Here is a 13,109-nt window from a genome sequence, read left to right as displayed (position 1 = left end):
TCCTTTCTGTTCATGCCCGCCAGATTGCGGCAGGGTGGCGGCGAAGGAAAGGCATGACGATGGAATGGAGCGGCGAGGCCAGTGTGATGTCCCTGCGCCGGCATGGCGAAAGCGCGGCGATCCTGACGGTGCTGGCGCGCGATGCCGGGCTGGTCTCCGGGCTGGTTCCGGGCGGGGCCAGCCCGCGGCGCGCCGCCATGCTGCAGCCCGGAGGCCGGCTGGCCTTGCGCTGGCGCGCCCGCTGCGAGGACCAGCTGGGCACCTTCAGCGCCGAGCCGCTGCGCGCCCGCCCGGGTCTGCTGGCGGACGGGCTGGCGCTGGCGGGGGTGAATGCGGTCACGGCGCTGCTGACCTATGCCCTGCCCGAGCGCGACCCGCATCCGCGCCTGTCGGACGCGACCGAGGCGCTGCTGGACCGGATGGACGCGGGCGCGGACTGGGCCGAGTCCTATCTGCGCTGGGAGTTGCGGCTGCTGGACGAGTTGGGCCTGGGGCTGGACCTGGGGCGCTGCGCCGTCACCGGCACCACGGCCGGGCTTGCCTATGTCAGCCCGCGCAGCGGCCGCGCGGTCAGCGCCCAGGCGGCCGGTGACTGGGCGCCCAGGCTTTTGCCGCTGCCGGCGATGCTGGGCGGCTGCGGCAATGGCGGGCTGGCCGAGGCGCTGGCGCTGAGCGGGCATTTCCTGCACAGCCGTCTGGCCGAATCGCATGCCGGCCGCCCCCTGCCCGCCGCCCGCGCCCGGCTGGTCGCCCGGCTGGCGCCGCAGACCCGCGAGGGTCAGGCGGCGCCGGAAAACCCGGGCTATTTTTCTTTGCGATAGCCCGGCTCGAAGGTCAGGTAGGTCGGGCCGGTGATGGTCAGCACCCCGCCCTCATAGCCGATGCCGGTCGCGGCCGAAAGCGCCGCCAGATAGCGCGTCTCAAGCCGGCCATTGGCGCCGCCGCAGGCCATGCGCGTGGTGACCATCGGCCCCAGGGCAAAGCCCGGCGGCTCGGCCGTCTGCGGGGCGGAATAGGTATTGCAGGGCGCCTTGCCGCTGACCGAGCCATCGGCATTGATCGTCAGGCCGATATTGCGCTGCGGCACGGTATCGGAACCGATGCCGACCAGCACATAGGGGCCGGTGGGAATATTCGCGCCCGAGGCCGATGAGGCACCGGAGGGCTCGCAGGCGGTCAGGGCAAGGGTGGCGGCGATCGCCGCCGGCAGCATGGCAATGCGGATCATGGGCAGCTCCGTTCCAGTCAGATGCCGCCATAATGCCCGATCGGCCCCCGCTGTCCAGCAGGGGCCGGAATTTCGTCCTAATCCAGTAGCCTGCGCGCAATGACCTGTGCCTGGATCTCGGCGGCGCCTTCAAAGATGTTCAGGATGCGGGCATCGCAGAGCACGCGGCTGATCTGGTATTCCAGGGCAAAGCCGTTGCCGCCATGGATCTGCAGCGCATTGTCCGCCGCCGCCCAGGCGACGCGCGCGCCCAGCAGCTTGGCCATGCCGGCCTCGAGGTCGCAGCGCCGGCCGTGGTCCTTTTCCCAGGCGCTGAAATAGGTCAGCTGACGCGCGATCATGATCTCGACCGCCATCATCGCCAGCTTGTCGGCGACGCGCGGGAAGGCGATCAGCGACCTGCCGAACTGCTTGCGGTCGATGGCATATCGCATGCCGATCTCGCAGGCGGATTGCGCGACGCCGACGGCACGGGCCGCGGTCTGAATCCGTGCCGCTTCAAAGGTTTCCATAAGCTGCTTGAAGCCGTTTCCAGGCTCTCCGCCCAGCAGGTTCTCGCCCTTGATGCGAAAGCCGTCAAAGCCCAGCTCGTATTCCTTCATGCCGCGATAGCCCAGCACGCCGATCTCGGTGCCGGTCATGCCCGGGGTCGGGAAGGGGTCGTCGTCGCTGCCCGGAGTCTTTTCGGCCAGAAACATCGACAAGCCGCGCCAGTCGCTGGACTCGGGGTCGGTGCGCGCCAGCAGCGTCATCACATGCGTGCGCTGCGCATGGGTGATCCAGGTCTTGTTGCCGGTCACCAGCCAGTCCTCGCCGTCGCGGACCGCACGGGCGCGCAGGGAGCCAAGGTCCGAGCCGGTGTTCGGCTCGGTGAACACGGCGGTGGAAAGGATCTCGCCCGAGGCGAGGCCGGGCAGCCATTTCGCCTTCTGCGCCTCGGTGCCGCCGCATAGAATCAGTTCGGCCGCGATCTCGCTGCGGGTGCCAAGGCTGCCGACGCCGATATAGCCGCGCGAAAGTTCCTCGGTCACCACCACCATCGAGGCCTTGGACAGGCCCAGCCCGCCATATTCCTCGGGGATGGTCAGGCCGAAAACACCCAGTTCCGCCAGTTCCCCGATCACCTCCATCGGGATCAGCTGATCCTTCAGATGCCAGTCATGGGCGTTCGGGACCACGCGCTCATCGGCGTAGCGGCGGAACTGGTCGCGGATCATCTCGAGATCCTCGTCCAGGCCCGAGGCGCCGAAAGTGGCGCGGCCGTGGTTGTCCTGCATCAGGCGCGCCAGTTCCGCCCGCGCCGCCGGGGTATTGCCGCGCATCAGGGCGTGCGCCGCCTCGCCCGGCTGCCAGTCGAGGCCCAGATCCGCAAGGCGGGCGAATTCGGTCTGGCTCATCGGGATGCCGCCGGCGATCTGGGTCAGGTATTCGCCCAGGCCGATCTGCAGGATCAGCGCCTCGATCCGGCCCAGCCCCGCGCCGTCCTGCAGCCGCCCGGCCCAGGCCGAGAGCTGGCGCAGCGCCTCGACATAGGTGGCAAGCCAGGACAGGGCATGCGCGGCGTGCTGGTGCTGGTCCAGAAGTGCCGGCTGCGGCTTGCCGGCCGGCGCGACCAGCGCCCGCAGCGCCTCGGTGGCGCGCGCCTGCAGCGCCTCGGTCTCGGGCAGGGCCTGGCGGGCTAGCGCCAGCAGGGCGGCGGGCGTATCGGCAGGCATCACGGGCAGATCCTTCATGGTTGCATCCTTCTGCGGCGTTGCAGCATGGATAGCCTGCTCGCAACCGCAGCGCAACTATCCTGCGCAAGAAAGCCGCAAGGGGAACGAAAATTTCTCGTCTTGCCGGCACAGGCGGCGCGCGCATGGCTGGAGATCGCCCTGCCGGCGGTGTAACCAGATGCAAAAGCGAAAGGCGCCGCCATGATCCAGGTCCCCGACCCCGCCGAACTGACCGCCCGGCTGATCCGCTGCCCCTCGGTCACGCCCGAGGAGGGCGGTGCACTGGTGCTGCTGGCCGAGCTGCTGACGGGCGCGGGGTTCGAATGCCACCGCGTGGACCGCGGCGGCGTGCCGAATCTGTTCGCCCGCTGGGGGGCCCGGGGGGCCAGAAGCTTTGGCTTCAACGGCCATACCGACGTGGTGCCGCCGGGCGATGCCGCCAGCTGGACGCATCCGCCCTTTTCCGGCCATGAGGCCGACGGCTGGATCTGGGGCCGCGGCGCCACCGACATGAAATCCGGCGTCGCGGCCTTTGTCGCCGCCGCCATCGGCCTTGTCAGCGAAACGCCCCCCGACGGAGCGCTGATCCTGGCCATCACCGGCGACGAGGAAGGCCCGGGCCGGGACGGGACCCGGGCGCTGCTCGACTGGATGGCGGCGCGGGGCGAGCGCATGGATGTCTGCCTCGTGGGCGAGCCCTCGAACCCCGACCGCCTGGGCGAGATGATCAAGATCGGCCGGCGCGGCTCGATGAGCCTGCATATCGAGGCGCACGGCGTGCAGGGCCATGCCGCCTATCCGCAGCGGGCAAGGAACCCGATCCACGCGCTGCTGGCGCTGCTTCACGATCTGACCAGCCAGCCGCTGGATCAGGGAACCGAACATTTCGACCCCTCGGGGCTGCAGGTGACGACGGTCGATTGCGGCAACCCGGCCTCGAACGTCATCCCCGAAAAGGCGCGCGCCACCATCAACATCCGCTTCAACGACGCGCATAGTTCGGCCAGCCTCGATCGCATGATCCGCGACCGGGCGCAGGCCGTCAGCGAAGCGACCGGGGTCGGATTCGCCATCGGGACCGAGGTCGCGGGAGAAAGCTTTCTGACCGCACCGGGCCCCTTCGTCGATCTGGTCGCCGGCGTGGTGCACGAGGAAACCGGGCTGGTGCCGGCGCTGTCGACCTCGGGCGGCACGTCGGATGCGCGTTTCGTCAAGGACCATTGCCCGGTGCTTGAATTCGGCCTGGTCGGGCATTTCATGCATCAGGTGGACGAACGCGTGCCCGCCGAACAGGTCCGCCAGCTGGCCACCATCTACCGCCGCATCCTGGAGCGCTATTTCGCATGATCGAACGCACCACCGACATCGCCACCTGCCGCGAGATCCGCCGCGCCGTCTTCATCGTCGAGCAGAACGTGCCCGAGGCCGAGGAATGGGACGACCGCGACGAGGCCGCCATCCACCTGCTGGCCCGCGACGCCGAGGGCCGCGCCATCGGCACCGCGCGCATCCTGATCCTGGGCAATACCGGCAAGATCGGCCGCGTCGCGGTGCTGAAAGAGGCGCGCGGCCTGGGCATCGGCGCGGCGCTGATCCGCGCGGCGCTGGCCGAGCTTCGCGCCATGCACGACATCAGCCGCGCCAAGCTGGGCGCCCAGACCCATGCCATCGGATTCTATGAAAAGCTGGGCTTCGTCGCCTATGGGCCGGTCTATGACGACGCCGGCATCCCGCATCGCGACATGATGCTGACGTGGAGCTGACATGAGGCCGACATGGGACTGATCCGCCCGGAACTGGCCGTAAGGCTGCAACCCTGGGCCGAGACCGGCGCGGCGCTCGCCGCGATCGCCGGCGGGCTGTGGCTGTTCTCGCTGGGCGGCTGGATCTTCTGGCCGCTGGGGCTGCTGGTTGCGGGCGGTTCCGGCATCTGGGCGCTGGACGCCTGGCGGCGCATGCGCTTTCGCCACCCCACCCTTGGCCCCGGTATGGTGGAACTGGACGAGGGCGCCATCCGCTATCTGTCGCCGAACCGGCTGCTGGGCGGCGAGATCGCACTGCGCGACCTGACCGAAATCCGCCTGATGCGGCTGAACGGGCGCAGTCACTGGCGGCTGAAGAGCCTGGATGGCCAGGCGTTGCTGGTTCCCGTCGATGCCGCGGGGGCGGAAATCCTTGCCAGCGCCTTCTCGACCCTGCCCGGAATCGAGATGGGCCGCGTCTCGGCGGCGCTGGCGCCGCAGGCGCCGGCGATCCAGACCGTCTGGCGCCGCGCGGCGCGCAGCCGCTTGACTTGACGCGCGCGGCTTGCCACCTGTGGCTTCACGGCAAAAGAAAGGCGCCCCATGTCCATTCCCCAGCAGGGCGGCGGCCCGATCGAGCATCCCCGGCAACTGGCCGAATACATCGCCTCGGGCGAGAAGCCGCGCCAGGACTGGCGCATCGGCACCGAACACGAGAAATTCGGCTATCGCCAGTCCGACCTGATGCCCCTGCCCTATGACGCGCCGGCCGGCCAGCCCTCGGTCAAGGCCATGCTCGAAGGGCTGCGCGAACGCTTTGGCTGGGCGCCGGTGCTGGAGGCCGGCCACATCATCGGGCTGGAGCGCGACGGCGCCAATGTCAGCCTGGAACCTGGCGGGCAACTGGAGCTTTCCGGTGCGCCGCTGGAAACCATCCACCAGACCTGCGACGAGGTGAACCGGCATCTGGCCGAAGTGCGCGAGATCGCCGAAGCCATGGGCGCGGGCTTTATCGGCCTTGGCGCCGCGCCGATCTGGTCGCAGGATCAGATGCCGATGATGCCCAAGGGGCGCTACCGGCTGATGACCGATTACATGGGCCGTGTCGGCACGCTGGGCACGCAGATGATGTATCGCACCTGCACGGTGCAGGTGAACCTCGACTTCGCCTCCGAGGCCGACATGGTGCAGAAGCTGCGCGTGGCCCTGGCGCTGCAGCCGGTGGCAAATGCGCTTTTCGCCAATTCGCCCTTCCTCGACGGCAAGCCGAACTGCTGGAAAAGCTGGCGCGCCCATATCTGGCAAAACCTGGACGACGCGCGCACCGGGCTTTTGCCTTTCGCCTTCGAACCCGGCATGGGTTATGAGCGCTGGGTAGACTATGTTCTTGATGTTCCTATGTATTTCGTCTATCGCGACGGAAAGTACATCGATGCGCTGGGTCAAAGCTTTCGCGATTTCCTGCAGGGTCGCCTGCCCGCCCTGCCCGGCGAGATCCCGACGCTTTCCGACTGGGCCGACCATCTGACCACGGTATTCCCTGAGGCGCGAGTGAAGAAATTCATCGAGATGCGCGGCGCCGATGGCGGTCCGTGGCGGCGGCTGTGCGCCCTGCCCGCGCTTTGGGTCGGGCTGATCTATGACCAGGGGGCGCTGGACGCCGCCTGGGACCTGGCCAAAGGCTGGAGCGCCGAGACGCGCGAGAATCTGCGCCGCGCCGCCGGCCGGCAGGCGCTGGCGGCGGAGGTCGACGGCATCCGCATGCGCGATCTGGCGCGCGAGGTGCTGGCGATCGCCGAGGCCGGGTTGAAGGCGCGGGCGCGCCCCGGCAATGGCGGGCTGGTGCCGGACGAGGCGCATTTCCTGAACACGCTGCGCGAAAGCGTCGAGACCGGGCGCACCCCGGCCGACGAGATGCTGCAGAAATACCAAGGCGAATGGGCGGGCGATCTGTCGCGCGTCTACGGCGAATATTCCTATTGAGCAAGGGCCGGGGTTGACCCGGCCCTTTTCGTCTCTGCGGCGCGGGGTTACTGGCCCGGCTCGCCACCGTCGCGGCGGCTGTGCATGAACTGGTCGAACTCTGCCTTGTCCTTGGCCTCGCGCAGCTTCTGCAGAAAGCCCAGAAACTCGCGGTGCTCATCCTCAAGCCGCTTCAGCGTCTCGCTGCGATAGGCGTCAAAGGCGGCATTGCCGGTCGGGGCGGCATAGCTGCGCGCCTCGTGCTGGCCGGGATTGTGGCGGTGGCGACAGGAAAACATGCGTTTGCTCCAGATCATGTAACCCAGGATGGCAAGGCCCACGGGCCAGCAGGCGATGAAGCCCAGGATCATGGCGACGATCCAGGCGCCCTTCCCGCGCTCATCCAGCCAGTCGCGGACCGAGGCCAGGATGGCACCGATCCGGTCGATGACGGAGGGGCGCGGGGCGATGTCAGAATTCATTGCGGTCCCTTTCCGAGGTGGATTTCCGATGTGAATGTTAATCACATTCACATAAATGGAGCGGCGCAAGCGGCGTTCAAGCCCGCCGCGGAAAAAATTCAGTCGGGAATCACGCCCAGGCCGCGCAGATAGATCAGCGCGCCGCTTTCCAGCATGTCGGCGGCCGAGACCGGCGAGCGGCTGCCCGGTGCGCCCCGGCCGAAGAGTTCGACCACGCCATGGCTGAGCGCCCAGATATGGTCGGCGATCATGCCCGCGGGCGGCCGCCGCTCGGGCGGCATCTGCGCGAACAGCGCCGCCGCCGCGCGCACCAGCGTGCCGCGCGCCCGTTCCGAGGCCAGGGTCAAGCCGCTGTTGCCGGCGATCGAGATGCCGGATTCGAACATCGCCATGTAATAGCCGCGCCGTTCGGCGGCAAAGCCCAGATAGGCCTGGCCCATGCGCAGGAAGGCGGTCAGCGGTCGCGGCCGGCCCTCGTCGAAGGCCTCCTCCAGCCGGTCGGCGAATTCCTCGAAGCCCTGGCGGGCGATTTCCTGCAAGAGCTCGTCGCGACCGGCAAAATGGCGGTAGGGCGCGGCGGCGCTGACGCCGGCCAGGCGCGCCGCCTCGGCCAGGGTGAAGGCCTGCGGGCCGCTGTCCTCGATCAGCCGCACGCTGGCCTCGACCAGGGCCTGGCGCAGATTGCCATGATGATACGAGGCGCGGGCCATGGCCGGCCCTTACATGCCTTCGCCGAAATAGTCGCCGACCAGTGCTGCCAGCGCATCGGCCAGTTCCGCCGCCTGCGTGCCTTGGGTGGTGACGCGGATCGAACTGCCGCGCGGCGCCGCCAGCATCAGCAGCCCCATGATCGAATCGCCCGAGACGCTGATGCCGTCCTTTTCCACCAGCGCGCTGGCGTCGAAACGCTCGACCGTCTCGACGAATTTGGCGCTGGCCCGCGCATGCAGGCCCTTTTCGTTGATGATCGCAAGATCGCGGGTGATCGCCCCGCTGCTCAGGTCATTCATGAAACCGCCCGGCTGGGGATGGGCAGCACGTCCTGAGGCAGCACATCATAGCTGTTGATATATTTGCGCCCCGCGTCCTTGGCCAGGGTGACCGCATCGACGACCGGCAGCTTGCGCGACTTGGCCAGCTTGACCAGCATCGGCAGGTTCGCGCCATAAAGGATCGAGCGGTTGCCGGTCGCGCAGGCCAGGAGCGACAGGTTCGAGGGCGAGCCGCCGAAGAGATCCGTCACCACCACCACGCCGTCGCCGGAATCGACGGAATCGGCGGCGGCGCAGATTTCCGCCTGCTTGGCGCCGCGGTCGTGGTCATCCTCGATGGTCACGGCCCTGATGCCGGGCTGCGGTCCCACGACATGCTCCACGGCCGAGAGATACTCCCGGGCCAGACCGCCATGCGCAACGATGACAATCCCGATCAATTCTTCCTACCATAAGCCAGCCGCTGTCCCGGACGCCCGCGCTGCGCATCGGCCTGGCCGGGGCCATCCTCCGCAGGTGCCGGCGTCTTGTCGCGGCGTTCAAGTTCCCGGTGCCTAATTGACACCTGCCAGCCGGCCTCCGCAAGCGCGTCGGCCATTTTTTCCGCCATGGTGACGGAACGATGTTGCCCTCCGGTGCAGCCGAAACCGATCGCCAGATGCGCCTTGCCCTCAGCAAGATGGGCGGGCAGGGTGAAAAGCACAAGGTCCCGCACCCTCTGGAAGAACTCGGTGAATCGGGAATCGGCGATCACATAGTCCTGAACCGCGCGGTCGCGCCCGTCCAGCGGCCGCAGCGCCGGCTGCCAGTGCGGATTGGCCAGAAAACGGCAGTCGAGGATCACGTCCACCCCGCGCGGCACGCCGCGCTTGTAGGAAAAGGACTGCACCGACACCGTCAGGCGCCGCCCCGGCTCGGTCTCGAACCAGCGCGACAGTTCGGCCTTCAGGTCATGGGGCGACAGATCTGATGTATCGACCAGCACATCCGCCCGCGCCCTGAGCGGCTCGAGCATGTCGCGCTCGGCCAGGATCGCCTCCAGCGGCGAGCCTTCCGAGCGTAGCGGATGCCGGCGCCGGGTCTCGTTGAAGCGGCGCAGAAGCTGCTCGGTGGCGCAGTCCAGAAACAGCAGTTCCGGCGCGTATTCCGGCAGCCTGGTCAGGCGGTCGACCAGTTCGATCAGATTGGCGACCGAGAAATCGCGGTTGCGCACGTCCAGCCCCAGCGCCAGCGGCACCGGCCGCGCTGGCCCGTCCAGCAGCCGCGGCACCAGCGACAACGGCAGGTTGTCGATAGCCTCATAGCCCATGTCCTCGAGCACGTTGATCGCGGTCGAGCGGCCGGCCCCCGAGGGGCCGGTGACCAGCACCAGACGCTGCACCTGTTCTTCCCGGCTGATCGCGCTATCCGTCATGACACCGCCCATCATAGGCGCAAATCGTCATCGGCGCGCCCTCCGACAAGATATTGCAACAGGATTGATGCAAGATGAACACGGCCCGCGCCCCAGACCAGTGGCAGGGCACATCCCAGCAGCTCCAGCCGGCGCATCGGCGGCAGCCGTTCCGGTTCGGCCCGCGCCAGATCGATGGCCAGCGCCAGCGCCACCGGCCCATGCGCCGGCGCGCGCAGGATGCCGACGCCGCGCGCCTCGATCAACCCGCGCAGGGTGTCGGGCGCATCCGCAATGATGCGCCCCGCATCGGCCCGCAGCAGCGTGCGGTCGTCGGCGACCAGCGCCGCACCCAGCGCCAGCAGATCCAGCGCCAGCGTCGACTTGCCCGACCCCGAGGGCCCGAGGATCAGCACCCCCCTGCCCCGATGGGCCACGCATGAGGCATGAAGGATCACCCTGCCCGCCTTTCCGTTGCGAATCACCCGCCCCCCGGCCCGACGCCGCCGCGTCCTTGTGCCGCATTCCACCACCCCGGACCATGCCGCGGCAAATGATAGCGCAAACCGTTGCTGATTGCGCTAACCCTGTCCATAAGTGCGCTTTCGCCGGGGAAAGGCCGTGTTATAGGAGCGCAACGGCCGGTTGCCGGTCGCCCATTGCAGGAGAACAGGTGCCATGACCCAACCGCGTGTCAATCCGAATTGCCGTCTTGAGGACCAGGGGATCACGGGGCTTGGCAATGTCTATTACAACCTGCTGGAACCTGCGCTGATCCAGGCGGCAATCGAACGCGGCGAGGGCAAGCTGGGCCTTGGCGGCACCTTCCTTGCCACAACCGGCGCCCATACCGGCCGTTCGCCCAAGGACAAGCATGTGGTGCGCACACCCTCGGTCGAAAACAGCATCTGGTGGGAAAACAACCGCCCGATGCAGCCCGAGGCCTTCGACCGGCTGCATGCCGACATGCTGGAACACATGAAGGGCAAGGATTATTTCGTCCAGGACCTCTACGGCGGCGCGGATCCTGCCCTGCGCCTTGACGTGCGGGTGGTGACGGAACTGGCCTGGCACGGGCTGTTCATCCGCCACCTGCTGCGCCGCCCGGCGGCGGCGGAACTGGCCAGCTTCGTCCCCGGCTTCACCATCATCAACTGCCCGTCCTTCAAGGCGGACCCGGCGCGCCACGGCTGCCGCTCGGAGACGGTGATCGCGCTCAACTTCGACAAGAAACTGATCCTGATCGGCAACACCGCCTATGCGGGTGAGAACAAGAAATCGGTGTTCACGCTCTTGAACTACCTCCTGCCGGAAAAGGGCGTGATGCCGATGCATTGCTCGGCCAACCACGCCATCGGCAACCCGGATGACGCGGCGATCTTCTTCGGGCTCTCGGGCACCGGCAAGACCACGCTTTCGGCCGATCCCTCGCGCGTGCTGATCGGCGACGACGAGCACGGCTGGTCCGAGAACGGCATCTTCAACTTCGAGGGCGGCTGCTACGCCAAAACCATCAACCTTTCGGCCGAGGCCGAGCCCGAGATCCACGCCACCTGCTCGAAATTCGGCACCGTGGTCGAGAACATGGTCCACCACCCCGAGACGCTGGAACTCGACTTCGAGGACAACTCGATCACCGACAACATGCGTTGCGCCTATCCGCTGGAATATATCTCGAACGCGTCGCGCGACTCGCTGGGCGGCCAGCCGAAAAACGTGATCATGCTGACCTGCGACGCTTACGGCGTGCTGCCGCCGATCGCGCGGCTGACCCCGGCGCAGGCGATGTATCACTTCCTGTCGGGCTTCACCGCCAAGGCTCCGGGCACCGAGGTCGGGGTGACCGAGCCGACGCCCACCTTCTCGACCTGTTTCGGCGCCCCCTTCATGCCGCGCCGCCCCGAGATCTATGGCAAGCTGCTGCAGGAAAAGATCGCAGCCTCGGGCGCGACCTGCTGGCTGGTCAATACCGGCTGGACCGGCGGCGCCTTCGGCACCGGCAAGCGCATGCCGATCAAGGCCACCCGCGCCCTGCTGACCGCGGCGCTGGACGGCTCGCTCGGCAAGGTCGAGTTCCGCAAGGATCCGAACTTCGGCTTCGAGGTGCCGGTCGCGGTTCCGGGCGTGGACGAGACGCTGCTGGATCCGCGCCGCACCTGGGCCGATCCCGCCGCCTATGACGCCCAGGCCCGCAAGCTGATCGGCATGTTCAGCGACAATTTCGCCCAATATGCCGACAAGATCGACGAGGACGTGCGCGCCGCCGCCATCGGCTGACCCGGACCATCATTTCCGGATCGCCCAGGGGATGCCGTCGTGCGCCTTGGCGGCTGAATAATCCTCGCGCCAGCGGTGGCCGTTCCTGCGGAAGGGAACGACCGCCGTGCCGTCGCGCGTTCCGGGACTGCGCCCGGCATGAAGGGCTGACCGGCATCCGACCCGCAACCCCGGACGGACCAGGGGATTTTCATGCCATCGGCGACCGCGCGCTAAAAACGGCTGGCGAAATCGAACGGCGCGTCCCCGGGGGCGATCTGCGCTCGGAAACGGTCCACAGCGACCGGGGCACCCTCGGCGCAAGACAAGACAGCATCTTACCCCATGGAGCCGGCATAGTACGCTTGCTTGAGTGGCCGATGCGCGCAAACCTTGCGTTGTGACGCGGAGGCCGGACATGACCGCGGCCGGGTTTCGTCGCATCGGGCTGTGCGGCAGCTTCCGGATTGAGAATGGTCAAGGCAGGAATGTGACGCCGCGTGGGCACAAGGAATGCGCCATTGTCGCGGCGCTCGCTCTGTCCGCCGGTAGCGTCCACGATGGAGGTGTAATTTCGGGGAGCGACGCGGGTGGACTTTGCGGTGGAGATTTCGCTGCCAGTTTCGCCGAGCGTCGGGTGGTCACCGGGCCTGTCGGATAAGGTGGAGTTGATCGACTTCAACCTGACCGAAAGGGAAACCCCGATGACCGATGACAGACTACCGCTGGCCGAGCTTGCCGCGAAGAGTGGCGATGCCGATTTCCTGCGCGTCATTGCCGAGAGCGTGCTGCAACTGATCATGGAGGCCGATGTCGACGGCCTGATCGGGGCTGGCCGCTACGAGCGCGGCGAGACCCGCCAGACCTGGCGCAACGGCTACCGTGACCGCTCGCTCGACACGCGGCTTGGCACATTGAACCTGAAGATCCCGAAGATGCGCTCCGGGGCCTACTTTCCCGGCTTCCTGGAGCCGAGGAGGGCGGTGGAGAAGGCGCTGGTCGCCGTGATCCAGGAGGCGTGGATCAACGGCGTCTCGACGCGCAAGGTCGATGAACTGGTGCAGGCGATGGGCATGACCGGCATCTCGAAGTCGTCGGTATCAAAGCTGTGCAAGGACATCGACGAGCGGGTGAACGCCTTCCTCAAGCGCCCGCTTGCCGGCGACTGGCCCTATCTGTGGCTCGACGCCACCTACCTGAAGGTACGTGAGGGCGGGCGCATCGTCTCGGTGGCGGCGATAATCGCGGTCGCCGTCAACACGGGGAGTGTCCTAAACTCTGTGTATCTGGCCCGTCCCATGCGGTTTCAGATGCTCAAGCGGCGAAGCGCTCGCCGAAC

15 protein-coding genes are annotated in these 13,109 nt (G+C 67.6%); 7 read left to right on the top strand and 8 right to left on the bottom strand.

The window, feature by feature from the left end; genetic code table 11:
• The first annotated feature begins 59 nt into the window (after window positions 1–59).
• A complete protein-coding gene (recO, locus tag WMK75_RS11430) occupies window positions 60–821 on the top strand; it encodes a DNA repair protein RecO (protein ID WP_347267821.1) in 762 nt (253 codons plus the stop codon).
• Here the strand turns inward: recO and WMK75_RS11425 are convergent.
• Window positions 803–1,228 (bottom strand): META domain-containing protein, encoded by a 426-nt coding sequence (locus tag WMK75_RS11425; RefSeq protein WP_347267801.1) that lies wholly within the window; start codon window positions 1,226–1,228, stop codon window positions 803–805. The genes recO and WMK75_RS11425 overlap by 19 nt on opposite strands.
• Before the next feature lie 77 nt (window positions 1,229–1,305).
• Window positions 1,306–2,961 (bottom strand): acyl-CoA dehydrogenase family protein, encoded by a 1,656-nt coding sequence (locus WMK75_RS11420; protein WP_347267800.1) that lies wholly within the window; start codon window positions 2,959–2,961, stop codon window positions 1,306–1,308.
• A gap of 183 nt (window positions 2,962–3,144) precedes the next feature.
• Here WMK75_RS11420 and dapE point away from each other — a divergent pair, with 183 nt between their 5' ends.
• From dapE to WMK75_RS11400, 4 genes are read left to right on the top strand one after another with little or no spacing between them, the layout of a single operon-like run.
• Window positions 3,145–4,290, top strand: coding sequence for a succinyl-diaminopimelate desuccinylase (gene dapE, locus WMK75_RS11415; RefSeq protein ID WP_347267799.1), 1,146 nt, complete (start codon window positions 3,145–3,147; stop codon window positions 4,288–4,290).
• Window positions 4,287–4,706 carry a GNAT family N-acetyltransferase gene (locus WMK75_RS11410; RefSeq protein ID WP_347267798.1) on the top strand — a complete coding sequence of 140 codons (420 nt, stop codon included), beginning with the start codon at window positions 4,287–4,289 and terminating at the stop codon, window positions 4,704–4,706. The genes dapE and WMK75_RS11410 overlap by 4 nt, the downstream gene beginning before the upstream one ends.
• A gap of 12 nt (window positions 4,707–4,718) precedes the next feature.
• A complete protein-coding gene (locus WMK75_RS11405; RefSeq protein ID WP_347267797.1) occupies window positions 4,719–5,240 on the top strand; it encodes a hypothetical protein in 522 nt (173 codons plus the stop codon).
• A gap of 48 nt (window positions 5,241–5,288) precedes the next feature.
• A complete protein-coding gene (locus WMK75_RS11400) occupies window positions 5,289–6,668 on the top strand; it encodes a glutamate--cysteine ligase (protein ID WP_347267796.1) in 1,380 nt (459 codons plus the stop codon).
• Window positions 6,669–6,715: 47 nt separating this feature from the next.
• Here WMK75_RS11400 and WMK75_RS11395 read toward each other — a convergent pair whose 3' ends face one another.
• The 6 genes from WMK75_RS11395 to WMK75_RS11370 form a co-directional block, all read right to left on the bottom strand.
• On the bottom strand, window positions 6,716–7,129 hold the full coding sequence (locus tag WMK75_RS11395) for a DUF2852 domain-containing protein (protein WP_347267795.1): 414 nt from the start codon (window positions 7,127–7,129) through the stop codon (window positions 6,716–6,718).
• A gap of 98 nt (window positions 7,130–7,227) precedes the next feature.
• Window positions 7,228–7,839 (bottom strand): TetR/AcrR family transcriptional regulator, encoded by a 612-nt coding sequence (locus WMK75_RS11390; RefSeq protein ID WP_347267794.1) that lies wholly within the window; start codon window positions 7,837–7,839, stop codon window positions 7,228–7,230.
• A gap of 9 nt (window positions 7,840–7,848) precedes the next feature.
• Entirely contained in the window at window positions 7,849–8,139 is a 291-nt protein-coding gene (locus tag WMK75_RS11385; protein WP_347267793.1) for an HPr family phosphocarrier protein, read from the bottom strand.
• A complete protein-coding gene (locus WMK75_RS11380) occupies window positions 8,136–8,561 on the bottom strand; it encodes a PTS fructose transporter subunit IIA (protein WP_347267792.1) in 426 nt (141 codons plus the stop codon). The genes WMK75_RS11385 and WMK75_RS11380 overlap by 4 nt, the downstream gene beginning before the upstream one ends.
• Window positions 8,558–9,535 carry an RNase adapter RapZ gene (gene rapZ, locus WMK75_RS11375; protein ID WP_347267791.1) on the bottom strand — a complete coding sequence of 326 codons (978 nt, stop codon included), beginning with the start codon at window positions 9,533–9,535 and terminating at the stop codon, window positions 8,558–8,560. The genes WMK75_RS11380 and rapZ overlap by 4 nt, the downstream gene beginning before the upstream one ends.
• An 11-nt stretch (window positions 9,536–9,546) precedes the next feature.
• Window positions 9,547–9,972 (bottom strand): serine kinase, encoded by a 426-nt coding sequence (locus tag WMK75_RS11370; RefSeq protein WP_347267790.1) that lies wholly within the window; start codon window positions 9,970–9,972, stop codon window positions 9,547–9,549.
• 220 nt (window positions 9,973–10,192) lie between these two features.
• Between WMK75_RS11370 and WMK75_RS11365 the strand changes: the two genes are divergently transcribed.
• A complete protein-coding gene (locus WMK75_RS11365; protein WP_347267789.1) occupies window positions 10,193–11,791 on the top strand; it encodes a phosphoenolpyruvate carboxykinase in 1,599 nt (532 codons plus the stop codon).
• A gap of 683 nt (window positions 11,792–12,474) precedes the next feature.
• The coding region (locus tag WMK75_RS11360; protein ID WP_347267820.1) for a transposase at window positions 12,475–13,109 on the top strand (635 nt) is incomplete at its 3' end.

It is taken from the genome of Paracoccus sp. (in: a-proteobacteria) (genome assembly GCF_039808215.1).
GTDB lineage: Bacteria > Pseudomonadota > Alphaproteobacteria > Rhodobacterales > Rhodobacteraceae > Paracoccus.
The sequence above is the reverse complement of the archived record's forward strand: the minus strand, read 5'-3'. Positions and strand labels throughout refer to the sequence as shown.